This window comes from Sphingomonas sp. SL1004 (assembly GCF_057815015.1).
Map to the genome: position 1 here is coordinate 325587 of NZ_JBYMUX010000001.1, position 13767 is coordinate 339353.

General features: G+C 66.5%; 9 protein-coding genes. 7 read left to right on the forward strand and 2 right to left on the reverse strand.

Annotated features, from left to right (window positions below):
• Positions 1 to 32: 32 nt before the first annotated feature.
• On the reverse strand, positions 33 to 1493 hold the full coding sequence (locus AC3D24_RS01540) for an aldehyde dehydrogenase family protein (protein WP_489027569.1): 1461 nt from the start codon (positions 1491 to 1493) through the stop codon (positions 33 to 35).
• A gap of 106 nt (positions 1494 to 1599) precedes the next feature.
• Between AC3D24_RS01540 and AC3D24_RS01545 the strand changes: the two genes are divergently transcribed.
• From AC3D24_RS01545 to AC3D24_RS01565, 5 genes are all read left to right on the forward strand, one after another.
• Positions 1600 to 2574, forward strand: coding sequence for a quinone oxidoreductase family protein (locus AC3D24_RS01545; RefSeq protein WP_489027571.1), 975 nt, complete (start codon positions 1600 to 1602; stop codon positions 2572 to 2574).
• Positions 2575 to 2670: 96 nt separating this feature from the next.
• On the forward strand, positions 2671 to 3015 hold the full coding sequence (locus AC3D24_RS01550; RefSeq protein ID WP_489027573.1) for a hypothetical protein: 345 nt from the start codon (positions 2671 to 2673) through the stop codon (positions 3013 to 3015).
• The gene (locus AC3D24_RS01555; protein WP_489027575.1) at positions 3012 to 4541 is read left to right on the forward strand and encodes a methyl-accepting chemotaxis protein; all 1530 of its coding nucleotides are present in this window, start codon (positions 3012 to 3014) and stop codon (positions 4539 to 4541) included. Before AC3D24_RS01550 ends, AC3D24_RS01555 begins: the two co-directional genes overlap by 4 nt.
• 66 nt (positions 4542 to 4607) lie before the next feature.
• Positions 4608 to 5288 (forward strand): response regulator transcription factor, encoded by a 681-nt coding sequence (locus AC3D24_RS01560; protein WP_489027577.1) that lies wholly within the window; start codon positions 4608 to 4610, stop codon positions 5286 to 5288.
• Complete coding sequence (locus AC3D24_RS01565; RefSeq protein ID WP_489027579.1) at positions 5285 to 6625, forward strand: sensor histidine kinase; 1341 nt, start codon at positions 5285 to 5287, stop codon at positions 6623 to 6625. The genes AC3D24_RS01560 and AC3D24_RS01565 overlap by 4 nt, the downstream gene beginning before the upstream one ends.
• A 63-nt stretch (positions 6626 to 6688) precedes the next feature.
• On the opposite strand, the gene AC3D24_RS01570 is transcribed toward AC3D24_RS01565, so the two are convergent.
• A complete protein-coding gene (locus AC3D24_RS01570) occupies positions 6689 to 9292 on the reverse strand; it encodes a TonB-dependent receptor (protein WP_489027581.1) in 2604 nt (867 codons plus the stop codon).
• A 251-nt stretch (positions 9293 to 9543) separates the two neighbouring features.
• On the opposite strand from AC3D24_RS01570, the gene AC3D24_RS01575 reads away from it, so the two are divergent.
• Together AC3D24_RS01575 and AC3D24_RS01580 are read left to right on the forward strand one after the other, a co-directional pair.
• The gene (locus tag AC3D24_RS01575) at positions 9544 to 12606 is read left to right on the forward strand and encodes a TonB-dependent receptor (protein WP_489027583.1); all 3063 of its coding nucleotides are present in this window, start codon (positions 9544 to 9546) and stop codon (positions 12604 to 12606) included.
• A complete protein-coding gene (locus AC3D24_RS01580) occupies positions 12606 to 13628 on the forward strand; it encodes a phytase (RefSeq protein WP_489027585.1) in 1023 nt (340 codons plus the stop codon). Before AC3D24_RS01575 ends, AC3D24_RS01580 begins: the two co-directional genes overlap by 1 nt.
• Positions 13629 to 13767 lie beyond the last annotated feature (139 nt).

Below are 13767 nucleotides of genomic sequence, written 5' to 3' on the forward strand. Positions count from 1 at the left end.
TCCCTCTCCCGTCGGGAGAGGGAGGGAGAGGTTCAGGCGCCCGCTTCGGCCGGTTTCCCTTCACGCGCGTCACCCGGAAGGCCGGTGATCGTCTTCACCTCCATGAAGTCGGTCAGCCCATAGCGTCCGTTCTCGCGGCCATTGCCCGACTGCTTATACCCCCCGAACGGCGCGCCGATATCCGGGCTCCACGAGTTGATCGTCACCAGCCCCGCGCGCAACCTTGGTGCGACCTTCGCCGCCGCAGCCGGATCGCCCGAGATCGTCGCCGACAGTCCGTATTCGGTCGCATTGGCGATGCGGATACCCTCGTCCTGATCGCTGTACGCGGTGATCGTCGCGACTGGCCCGAAGGTCTCCTCCTGCGCGATCCGCATGTCGGGACGCACGTCGGTGAACAACGTCGGCTGGATGTAGAACCCCGCGTTGCGCCCGTCCGGACGCCCGACGCCGCCGGTCACCAAGGTCGCGCCTTCGTCGATCGCCGACTGGATCAACCCCTGGATCTTGTCGAACTGCGCCTTGTTGACGACCGGGCCGATGTGCTGGCCCATCTCGGCGGGATCGCCGACCTTGGTCTGCTCCATCATCGACTTCACGATCGCGGTCGCCTCCGCGACCTGGCTCGCATGCACCAGCAGTCGCGTCGGCGCGATGCAGCTCTGGCCCGAATTGGCAAGCACGCCCGCGACCGTCGGCGGCAACACGGTGGCGAGATCGGAACCCTCCAGCACGAGGTTCGCCGCCTTGCCGCCAAGCTCCTGGTGCACGCGCTTGACCGTAGCCGCCGCGGCCTGCGCGACCGCGATGCCCGCCCGCGTCGAGCCGGTAAAGCTCACCATGTCGACGTCGCGGTGCGAACACAGCGCCGCACCGACGCCGGGTCCGTCGCCGTTGATCAGGTTGAAGACCCCCGCCGGCACGCCCGCCGCATCCATGATCTCCGCCAGGATCACCGCACACGACGGCGCCTCCTCGGACGGCTTCAGGATCATCGTATCGCCCGCCGCGAGGGCAGGGGCGACCTTCGCGCAGATCTGGTTCAGCGGCCAGTTCCACGGCGTGATCATCGCGACGACGCCGAGTGGTTCATGCACGACGGTTGCCTTGCCGATCGTCTCGGAAAACTCGAACGCCGCCAGCGCCTTCGCGGTCGCCGAGAAATGCGCGAGCCCGGTTGGCGCCTGCGCCATTGAGGCGAGCGCCATCGGTGCACCCATCTCCTGCGACATCGCCTTCGCCAGATCGGGCATTCGCGCCTTGTACTCGGTCATAATCCGGCCGAGCACATCGAGCCGCTCCTGCACGCTCGTCTGGCTCCAGCTTTCGAACGCGGAGCGAGCGGCAGCCACGGCCTTGTCGACGTCGGCGGCGGTGCCGAGCGTGATCTCGGTGCACGGCTGCTCGGTCGACGGGTCGATCACCTGATAGACGGTGCCGCCCTCGCTCTCGACCCACGCGCCATCGATATACTGCTTCAAATAGCTTTTCATCGTGCCTCTCCGCATCTTGTCTCGCCAAGGAATGGGCTCGCCGGAGATCGGTTGCAACCCGAAACGCATGCCGTAGGGTGTCGACGAAACGCATCAGGAGGCCGGCATGGCGAGAGTGGCATTCATCGAGAAGACCGGCGGCCCGGAGGTCATCCAGTGGCGCGACGTCGAGCTGCCGCCACCGGGCGAGGGCGAGGTGTGGATGCGCAACACCGCGGTCGGGCTGAATTATATCGACACCTACCACCGCAGCGGCGTGTACCCGGTCGACCTGCCCTCGGGCCTCGGCAGCGAGGCCGCGGGCGTCGTGATGGCGGTCGGCGAGGGCGTGACCGGCTTTGCACCCGGTGACCGCGTCGGCACGTTTGGCCCGACTCGCGGCGCCTATGCGACCGACCGCAATGTCCCTGCCGCCAACCTGTTCCACTTGCCGGATGCGCTCGACGATCGGACCGCGGCGGCGCTCATGTTGAAGGGCTGCACCGCCGAGTTCCTGGTCGAGCGCTGCGCCAGGGTACAGGCAGGCCAGACCGTCCTCGTCCACGCGGCGGCGGGCGGCGTCGGCCACATCCTCGTAGGCTGGTTGAAGGCGATCGGCGCGATCGTCATCGCCAGCGTCGGGAGCGAGGACAAGGCCGAGCGCACCCGGAAAGCCGGTGCCGATCACGTCATCCTCCACAAGTCCGAGGACATCGCCAAACGCGTCCGCGAGATCACCGACGGCAAGGGCGTGCCAATCATCCTCGACGGCGTCGGCGGTGCGACGTGGAACGCATCGCTCGACAGCGCGGCGAAACGCGGCCTGATCGTCAGCTACGGCAATGCCGGCGGCGTGGTCGATGGCGTCAACATCGGCGTCCTCGCACGCAAGGGCTCGCTGTTCGTCACCCGCCCGACGCTGTTCGACTACTATGTAACGCCGGAGGAGAAACAGGCCGGCATCGACCGCCTGTTTGCAATGCTCGACAGCGGCGCGATCACCCCCGAGATCGGCCAGACCTTCCCGCTCGAACAGGCCGCCGAGGCGCACCGCGCGATCGAGGCGGGGGAGACGTGGGGCAGCACGATCCTGCTTCCCTGAAGGATCGCCGTGAGCCAAATTGGTCCGTAAATTCAATCAAAACGAACTTACCAGACCATTAACTTATGTCTAACGCATTGGGCCGTACGAAAATCCATGGCCCGTCATTCCCAGCTCGCATCGACGCTTTGCATCTTCACGCAGGGGGTTGCGGTCGTCCTCGGGTTTGCGGTGTTGATGACGTGGCCGCCCCGGCAAGGGGAGTTCCTGCTGGTGCCGGTCGGGGCGAACGCGGTCGCCGGTTTGCTGCCAACCGCGATCGCGCGCCATGCGTTGCTGATCGGCGCGGGGCCGCTGCCGCATAGCTACGTCGTCAGGGGTGATCGGTCGCAACTGGCTTGGGCGATGCTGTCGCGCGGCATCGTCCCGCTTTCGGCGTCAGGCGCTGGATGCGGTGAAACCGGCGGCAAGACTGGCTCCGGCGCAGGAGCCGTGGCATGAACCTCACCGATCTGGACATCTTTCGAGCGCGTGGCATCTCGATCCTCGCAATGACCGGTTGGGCCTGCACGCTCTGGCTCGGCGTGATGGGACTGTGGCTCGACGCCGACGGCCTTGTGCCGGTGCTGATCGTCGCGGTGCTCGTCAACCTGGCGCCGACGCTGATGGCACGACACCATCGGCATGACTCCGTCGCGCGGCTCGTCCTGGGGACGCCGGCCGCGGTCTATCCGGCGCTCGCCGTCTATCTGTTGCAGGGGCATCCCTGGCAGATGGATGCGCACATGTATTTCTTCGTCGCGCTCGCGGCGCTCGTGGTGCTGTGCGATTGGCGACCGATCGCGCTCGCCGCGGGATTGATTGCGGTACATCACCTGCTGCTGGAGACCGCTGCGCCGAACTGGGTCTTCACCGGATCGGGCAATATCGGCCGCGTCCTGATTCACGCCGCCGCGGTCGGCCTGCAACTGGCAGTGCTCAGCTACGTCACCACCCGGCTGCGCTCCCTGATGATCCGCCAGGAGGCGGCACGATGCGAGAGCGAGGCGCTGGCCAACGAAGCGATCGACAGCCGCAACCGCATGGAGACCGCGGTCGCCGGCATGCGCGCGGCGGAAGCCAGCGAGGCGCGCGAACGCCAGCATCGCCAGGCGATCGAACGCGAACTCGCCGCGCGCCGCGAGGCGGAGATGATGGCGCTGGCAGAGGCGTTCCAGGCGTCGGTCGCCGACATCGTCGAGTCGGTCGGATCGGCCTCGACCAAGCTCGACGGATCGGCGCGGGCGCTGAACGAACTCGCCCAGGCCGCCACCCGCCAGACCGTCGCGAGCGCCGCGGCCGCCACCCAGTCGTCCGAGAGCGCGGGACGGTTGTCTGTGCAGATCCACGCGCTGACCGAGGCGGTCACGTCGATCGCGAGCGTCGCCGAACAGCAGGTCCGGCTCGGAAGCGAGGCGCGGACGGCGTCGACGTCGAGCCATGCGGCCGTGCTTGCGCTGGTCGAGCGGACACAGACGATCGGCAATTTCGCCAATTCGATCCAGCAGATCGCGGCCCGCACCAATCTGCTCGCGCTCAATGCGACGATCGAAGCGGCGCGCGCGGGTGAGGCGGGCAACGGCTTCAAGGTGGTCGCGAGCGAGGTCAAGCAACTCGCGGGGCAGGCGACCGGGGCGTCGAGCGAGATCCGCGAACTGGCGGGCTCGGCGGAGCAGGGGGCGGGGCTCGCCAACGACGCGCTCGGCCGGATCGCGGCGACGATCGGCCAACTCGCCACCGCGGCGGATACGATCCAGGCGGAGGTCCGGCATCATCACCAGACCGCTGCCTCGATCGAGCGCACCGCAGACAGCACAGCGGCGGGGATCGACATCATGGCCGGCGAGATGCTCGGCGTCGCGCGCGTCGCCGGCGAGACGGCAGGATTGTCCGACATGGTCGCGCGCTCGGCGACCGGTCTGCTCGATACCGCGCGGGCTCTGCGGGCGGCGACCGATCGCTTCGTCGTGCAACTGAAGGCGGCCTGAGCCGCGCGCCGGTTTGCGTTGAGTCCAAAGCACGGTAGGGCGGAGACCCCTTACGGCGAGACGACGATGAGCCTGAACCTGTTGCTGGTCGAGGACGATGCGGTGTTCGCGCAGGCGATGGCGGAGGAACTGCGCGGGTTCGATCATCAGGTGACGGTGGCGGTCGATGGACGCGAGGCGCTGGCCGCGGTCGACAGTGCGCCATTCGATGCGGTGGTGCTCGATCGCATGCTGCCCAGGGTCGACGGCATGTCGGTGCTGGCCCGGCTGCGCGACAACGACATGACGTTGCCGGTGATCATGCTCACCGCGCTGGGTCGGTCGGTCGAGAAGGTCGAGGGGCTGGAGGCGGGCGCCGACGACTATGTGGTCAAGCCGATCGCCGCCGCCGAACTCAACGCACGTCTGCTGGCGATGGTCCGCGGCCGGGGCTGGACCGCGGGCAGCGGCGACACGATCCGTGCCGGCGACATCGTCGTCAGCCCGACCAAGTTCCGCGCCTGGCGTGCCGGCACCGCGATCGATCTCGGCAAGCTCGAATTCAAGCTGCTCGCCGAATTCGTCGCCAATGCCGATGCGGTGCTGACGCGCGCCATGCTGATCGAGCGGGTCTGGGGTTACGACTTCGCGCCGACGACCAACATCGTCGACGTCTATGTTCGTCACCTGCGGGTGAAGCTGGCCGCGGCGGGGGGCGAGGATCCGATCCTGACGGTGCGCGGCGTCGGCTATATGTTGCGCGGGTGAGGCGCTTCCGGTCGCTGCGTGCGCTGACGCTGGCGTTCCTGCTGGCGTTCCTGGTCGCGACGGCCGGCACCGGGTTCGCGATCTATTCGGTGACGATGCGGACGATCGAGCGGCTCGTCGATCGTCGTCTGGTGGTGGTCGCCGACACCGTCGCGGGGCCACCTGACGAGCGCCGCCCCGCCGACCTGTTCCGCCGGATCGACGCCGCGATGCGTCAGCGCGACACCGGCGATATCGGCTTCGAACTGCACAATGCGCAAGGTCTGCGCCTCGACGGTAACGTCATCCTGTCGCGACGCCTGCCGCTCGGTTTCTCGACGCTGCACGCACGCGACGAGATTGCCGGGCTGTCCGCCGGCCGCGCGCTGGTCCGCGATGTCGGCGGCGGCATGACGCTGACCACGATCGCCGAGACCGAACCGTTCGACGACTATAACGCCGCCCGCGCGCGCATCTATCTGATCGGGTTCGGCTCGATCGTGTTGATCGTCGTCGGCGGACTCGTGTTCTTCGTCGTCACGATCGGCCGGCGGATCGGCGAGACGCGGCGGACGGTCGAGGCGATCATCGACGGCGATCTGAAACGCCGGGTGCCGATCGACCGGTCGGGCGGCGAGTTCGCGCAACAGGCGCTTGCGTTCAACCGCATGCTCGACCGAATCTCGGAATTGATGGCGAGCATCAGCAACGTCTCCAACGACATCGCACACGACCTGCGCACGCCGCTCGCGCGGTTGCGCAGCCAGCTCGCACTGGCGTTGCGGCGGGTCGAGACCGAGGCGCAACGCGACGACCTGGAAACCGCGATCGCGATGAGCGACGAGCTGCTCGAGATGTTCGCGGCGATGCTGCGGATTGCCGAGGTAGAGGGCGGTGACCGCCGCGCGGCCTTTGCATCGATCGACCTGGCCGCGCTTGCCGACGAAATTGGGACGATGATGCAGCCGGTCGTCGCGGACGGCGGCCGTACGCTGATCGTCACGGCGTCCACGCCGGCGCCGATCGTCGGCGATCGGCAATTGCTCGGGCAGCTCGTTGTCAACCTCGTCGAGAACGCCATGCGACATACGACGCCGGGCACGCGGGTCGAGATCGGCGTGGACGTGACCAGTGCCGGGGCGGTGCTTACGGTTGCCGACGATGGTCCGGGCATCCCCGCCGATCAGCGCACGCTCGCGCTACGACGGTTCGGGCGTCTCGACATTAGCCGGCACGACAGCGGGCAGGGCCTGGGCCTGGCGCTGGTCGAGGCGATCAGCCGGCTTCACCGCGGCACGATCGCACTGGAAGATGCCGCGCCCGGTCTGCGCGTCGTCGTCACCTTGCCAATGCGCTGAAACGACGAAACCCGGACAGGCGAGGCGCCTGCCCGGGTCCGTCGTCGCCTGCAGTCGGATCGATCAGAACTTGACCGACACGTCCATCCCGTAGGTGCGCGGCGCGTTGAAGTTGCCGTAATCGCCCAGCACGTTGTTGATCGAGCCCGCCGTCAGGCTGCTCGTCGGTGCGCCCGGCAGACTGTTCGATGGGTCGACACGGAAGATATGCTGCTCGTCGAGCAGGTTGCGCGCCCAGATCGAGAAGGTCACGTCGGAGGCCGACCCAACCTTGACGTTCGCGAGTGCGATCCGGCCGTTGACGAGGAACGACGCATCCGCCTTGATCGCGAACTGGTCGAAGGCCTGCGTGGCCTGCGAATAGTTGCCGTCGACGTGGAACTTCACCTTGGTGTCGCCGCCGCCGATGCCAACGGGGATCGCATAGTCGATCGAGCCGCTGGCCGCGTTGCGCGGGGTGAACGGGATGTAGAATTGCTGGTCCACCGTCGACGTGGCGCCGGCGACGGTAAAGCTGACCGGAACCAGCGGCACCTTGGTGTAGGTGTAGGCGTACGACGCGTTCAGCGTCAGGCCCTGAACCGGCTGCACCGTCAGGTCCGCTTCGATACCGCGAATCTTGGTGATGCCCGGTGCATTGACGACCTGCAGCACGTTGACGCTGGTGGAGTTGGCGAAGGTGATGAAGCTCACATCCTCCTGGCTGTTCTTGCGGTCCATGATGTAGCCGGCAAGGTTCAGGCGCGCGCGATGATCCCAGAAATCCGCCTTGAGGCCGATTTCGTACGACTTCAGATCCTCGGGCTTGAACGCCTGATAGCTGGGCGTACGCGAGCTGGCGCCGCCGGCGCGATAGCCGGTCGAATATTTCGCATAGACATGCGTGTCGTCGTTTAGGTCATAGGCCAGCGTGACCATCGGATTGAAGCGGTTCCAGGTCTTGTCGAGCGGCGTGTAGTTGTTGGCCGCGAGCTGCGCCGCGGTGGCGGTGTCGTAGTTCAGATTGTTGAAATAGTGCAGGACGCCGCGCTTATGGTCCTTGGTGTAGCGGCCGCCGACGGTGAGGTGCAGCACGTCGGTCGCGTTCCACGTCGCCTGGGCATAGGCGGCGTAGCTCTTCGACCAGACTTCCGAAGCGCGATCGATCGAGCAGCCGTTGACAGCGGTGCCGACGAACGCCGGCGTGCTGGCGGTGCAGAACGGGATCGACACGATGTTCGCGCCGGTCACGACGCCGTTGGTGAGCGTCGCCACCGCACCGAGCGAGCTCGGCGTCGCGGCGTCGTCGCTGACATGCTCGTTGAAGTAATAGAGACCGCCGACGTAATCGACCGAACCGATCGTGCCGACCGCCTGAAATTCTTGGCTGAACTGGCGCTGGCGCAGATCGGCGAGGCTGTAGCGGCTGAACGCGCACGGTGCGGCCGCGGTGCAGGCGGCCGTCAGGTTGACCACGGGCGGGCGATGCGCGCCGCCGCTATTGTCATACTGCTCGACATCGACGCCGCGCCATGCGGTGATCGAGCGCAGCTCGAGCTCGGAGCCGAGGTTCCACTTCAGGGTGTTGCTGAAGCCGTGCGTCTTGTCGACGCTGACCTGCTGCGGCACGCCGATATCGGCGGTCTTCATGCGGCTGTCGCCATTGACGACCACGCCCGGCAAGAGCGACTTTACCGTGCCGGTGAGCGAGGTGTAGTTGATGCTCGGCAGCACGCAGGTGGTGGACGCGGTGACCGCGCCGGCTGCGCAACCATTGGGGTTGGCGTTCAGCAGCTGGCTGTAGAACGGGGTGTTCTTGTCCTTGGCGACATCGACGGCAAAATCGTTCGTGATGTTGCTGGTCGGCTGCCAGCGCACCGCGAGGCGACCGCCCTTGCGGTCGTAATAGTTGAAGCCGGCGGCGCCCTCGTATGGGTTCTTGGTGGTCGCGTCCTGATGCTGCATCACGCCGTCCAGCTTGATGCTGAAACCGGCGAATTTCGGCAGATCGAGGTGGAAGTCGCCATTATAGCCGCCGTAGTTGGCGATGCCGCCATCAGCGCGGCCTTCGAGCTTGCCGCTGGGCGCGCGGCTGACGAGGCTAAGCGCGCCGCCTTCGGTGTTGCGCCCGAACAACGTGCCCTGCGGACCTTTCAGCACTTCGACGCGCTGGACGTCGAACAAGGCAGCGTTCAGGCCGTGCTGGCGGCCGAGATAGACGCCGTCGACATAGATGCCGACGCCCTGTTCGCGCGCGGGCTGGTTGGCGTCGAGCGGCACGATGCCGCGGATGCCGACGGTCAGCGCGCTCTGGCGTGCTTCGAAGGTGGCGATGCGCAGGCTCGGCACCGCGCCGTCGGCGAGGTCGTAGAGGCTCTGCACGTGGCGATCCTGAAGGTTCGCCGCGGTCAGCACGCTGATCGCGATCGGCGTCTTCTGTAGATTGGTCTCGCGCTTCGTCGCGGTCACGACGATATCGCCAAGCCCTGTCTGGTCGGCAGGATCGGCCGCGGCGGGCTGGGCTGTCGTCGGATCGGCGGAGACGGGCGCCGGGTCGGTCGCAACGGCGGTCGGCGCCGTGTCCTTCGCAGCGGTCGGCGTGGCAGCAGCGAAAGCTGGCGACGCGAGCGCGACCGTCAGGGCGGCGCCGGCCAGCAGCCGCAAGCGCAGGCTTGCTGAATTCAACATCGAGGATTTCCCTTTTCAGGCAGTCTTTGCCTTGAAGGGCGCGATAATCCGCGGTCGTGGCACGCTCGTTACGAATATAAGAATCGCGTGTACGGTGTTTTTAATGTTGGCTTAATGTGCGACCGGCGAGGTCTCTCACATGACGGCTGTGTCATGAACCTGTCATGCGCGCGTAACGCCCATGCCATGCGTGCGCGCTAACGCGCCTCCCAAGCCGGCACGACAACGCCGGGACTTTCCGGGGGACTATCATGAAATCCACTCTGTCGCGCCGCGTTCGCGGTCGTGTTTTCGCGCATGTGCTGCTCGCCGGCTGCGCGCTGACGCCGATGAGCGTCGCGGCCGCGCACGCCGGGCCCGCCGATGCGGCGCCGGTCGGCGCACCGCGTGCAGCCGGGTCGGTCGTCGGCACGGTGACGCAGGTCGGCAGCGGCGAGTATCTCGATGGCGCATCGGTCTCGATCCCCGCGCTGGACCTGTCGAGCGTGGTCGACCGGACCGGACGCTTCACGCTGTTCGGCGTCCCTGCCGGCGCGCATGACGTCGTGATCCGCTATGTCGGCTATCCCGATGCGCTACGGACCGTGACGGTCGCCGACTCCGTCGTGACGCTCGACGTCGCGATGGCCGAGGCCGGGGCCGGCGCCGGCGAGGGCGACGAGATCGTCGTTTCCGGTTCGCGACCCATCGCCGAGTCCGAGGCCGCCGCGCTCCAGATCCAGCGGACCAGCCCGTCACTCGTCTCGGTGATCGCATCGGATTCGATCGGTCGCCTGCCCGATCAGAACGTCGCGCAAGCGGTCAGCCGTCTCCCCGGCGTCGGCGTCCAGCGCGACCAGGGCCAGGCGCGCTACATCACCCTGCGCGGGTCGCCGATCAACTGGACCACCTTGTCGATCGACGGCATCAACGTCGTCAGCCCCGAAGGGCGCGATGCCCGGTTCGACTCCATTCCCTCGGCGATCGCCTCGCAGATCGTCGTGCGCAAGGCCGTCACCCCCGACATGACCGGCGAGACGATCGCCGGCAATGTCGACATCATCACCCGCTCGGCATTCGATTATCCGGGCATGAAGGTGCAGGCCAAGGGCGGGCTCGGCCATGTCGAGCTCGGCAAGAAGACGGAATATGAAGGCTCGCTGGTACTGTCCGACCGGATCGACACCGGCATCGGCGAGTTCGGTATCGTCTCGTCGGCCAGCCTGTATCGCCGCGGCATGGTCACCGACAATTTCGAGACCGATTTCGAGGCGGTGGATCAGGATCGCCGCCCCGGATCGCAGGACCGCATCTGGGCGCGCGAGACCGAGAACAAGCTGTATCGCCTGACGCGCAAGAACTATTCGCTCTCGACCCGGCTCGACTGGCGCCCGGCACGGGGTCACAAGCTGTTCGCGGAGACGATCTACTCGGCGTTCCAGGACGACGAGCTGCGCAGCAACTACATCTTCGATCTCGACGATCAGCAGTCGCGTACGCCGACCGGTACGGCGGCGTGCACCGTCAACGCGCGGCCGGCATCGGGCACGACCGGCTATGCCGACGTCTGCACCGGCAACACGCCGCTGCTTGGCACGGTGTACGGCGTCGATCTCAATTCCAACTTCACGGTCCGCAAATACAAGCAGTCGGTGTTCACAAACACGATCGGCGGCGATCACGAGCTGGGCGAGTGGAAGGTCGCATGGCGCGGCAATTTCACGCGCTCGATCGACGACCGCACGCAGCCTGCGCAGCTGAACTATGACAGCCCGGCGTTCGGCACCAATGGCGCGAATGCGGCGAACCGCCTGACCGTCGGCTATGACCTGACCGATCCGCAGCTCGCCAAGGTCGCGCTTTACCGCACCATCCGCAACGCCGACGGGACGTTCTCGCGCGGCGCCCAGGTCACCGCGATCGAGGATTTCCCGCGCACGCTGAACCGCCTGCGCTCGCTCCATGCCCAGGACGTCACCGAGGCCTATACCGCCAAGCTCGACATCAGCCGCGAGGCGTCGCTGTTCGGCGCGCAGACGGTGTTCGCCGCCGGCGTCCGCTACGACGATCGCACCAAGACCGCGAACGAGAGCCTGCTCGAGCTGAGCACCCCCGCACAATTCGCTGCGGCCGGCATCTCGACCGATTATTCAGCGATCGCCAAGTCCGGCGCATTCCAGGGCGAGATCCCGCTCGGCTACACCTTCCAGTATTTCGACCGCGACAAGATTCTTGGACTGGTCGACCAGGCGAAGAGCGTCGCCCGTTATCAGCCGGTCGACGCCAATTTCTACGCGGTCGGCGAGAAGGTTTATTCCGCGTACGGCATGGCAACCGCGACGACCAACTGGGGCAGCATCATCGGCGGCGCGCGCGTCGAGCATATCCGCAACGACGCCCGCGCCTTCTCGATCAACGCGGCGAACAACGTCGCGACGCCGGTCGAGGTGAAGTCTAGCCAGACGCTCGTCTATCCGAGCCTGCATCTGAACTGGGATATCGATGACCGGATGAAGGCACGGCTGTCGTTCAACACCGGTGCAGCGCGCCCCGATTACGACCAGCTTCGTCCGAACCTGACCTTCAACGATGCGAACCAGACCATCTCGGGCGGCAACCCCGACGCCAAGCCCGAAAAGGCCAAGGGCGTCGATCTCTACGTCGAATATTACACGATGCCGCGTGGCTTCCTGTCGATCGGCGCCTTCTACAAGGACGTCAGCGACGTGCTGTTCGACACCGTCGGCACGTTCGGTCGGACCACGCTCAACACCACTGGCAACGATCGCTCGCAATATCTCTATTCGACGATCGCCAACGGCGGCGATGGCTATGTGATGGGTATCGAGGCGGCGATCCAGCAGCAACTGGAGCCGTTCGCCGCCGATCTCGGCCTGCCCGACTGGATGGGCGGGTTCGGCGTGCAGCTCAACGCGACTCTCAACAAGAGCCGCTCCGAGACGCCGGATGGACGGAAGATCCGCCTGCCGGGTGCGTCGGATGCGGTCTACAATCTGATCGGCTATTACGAGAAATACGGCTTCTCCGCGCGTGTATCCTACCAGAACCGCTCGCCCTGGATCGATGCGATCGGCGCGTTCGGTGCGGTCAACGGCGTCACTCGCGGCATCGACGGCGGCGATTTCTCCTGGGCACAGGACGACGAGCTCGATGCCTCGCTCCGCTATGCCATCACTGACAATGTCGAGATCTATGCCGATTTCGCGAACCTGCTGAACGGTCCGGGTCGCCGTTACGTCGGTTCGTCGGCGTACACGATCGAGCACGAGACGTTCGGCCGACGCTATACCGGCGGCTTCCGGGTGACGTTCTGATGCGCGCGCTCCCCATCGTCGGCCTGCTGCTCGCCGGTTGCGTCACGCATGCGGCCCCGCCGATGGTCGAGGCGCCGACGATTGCCGCGACGGCCGAGACCGATCCGGTCGACACCGCCGCGGACGCTGCCGACGATCCCGCGATCTGGAGGAACGCTGCCGATCTGTCGAAAAGCCTCGTCATCGGCACCGACAAGAAAGCCGGCATCCATGTCTACAGCCTGACCGGCAAGCGCCTGAGCTTCACGCCGGCCGCGCGCCTGAACAATGTCGACCTGCGCGATCGTGGCGGGCGCGTCATCGCCGCCGCCAGCGACCGCGCCGATATAGATACCGCACACGTCTCGCTGTTCACGCTCGACACCGCGGCGGCAAAGCTCGTGCCGTTGGGTCGCTTTCCGGTCGGTCCCGGCGAGGCTTACGGCATGTGCCTGTGGACGCGGGCGCGCGACAAAGCCCTGTTCGGCTTCATCGTCCTGAAGGACGGCCGCATCGATCAGGTCGCGATCGACGTTTCGGGCGCGGTGCCCAAGGTCGCGACGGTCCGCTCGATGAAGCTCGGCACCCAGTCCGAAGGCTGCGTCGTCGACGACCGCACCGGGCAGCTCTATGTCGCGGAGGAAGACGTCGGCCTGTGGCGGTTCGATGCCGAGCCGAGCGCCGCGATCACGCCGACGCCGATTGCGAAGGTCGACGGTACGACGCTGGTCGCGGACGCGGAGGGTTTGGCCCTCGCGCCATCCGGCAGGACCGGCGGCTATCTGGTCGTGTCGAGCCAGGGCGACAACGCCTACACGCTCTACCGCCTGCCCGGCATCACCTATGCCGGCCGCTTCCGCATCGGCGGCGGTCCGATCGACGGGACCAGCGATACCGATGGCATCGAGCTTATGCTCGGCGACTTCGGGCCGGCCTATCCCCGAGGGCTGTTCGTCGCGCAGGACGGCGACAACGCACCCGCTACGCAGAACTTCAAATATGTCAGCTGGGACGCCGTCCGTCGCGCCCTGCGATTGCGCTGAATGCACGTAAGACAAGTGGCTGCAATTGGACGGAAAAGGCGGCGAGCTACGTAAGAGCGTGCCGCTTTCCCCTACGGCATGCGTGCATTCGTCGAGCAAATCTTAACCCTGCTCGGGCATCTTTCACCGGTTCCGGCGA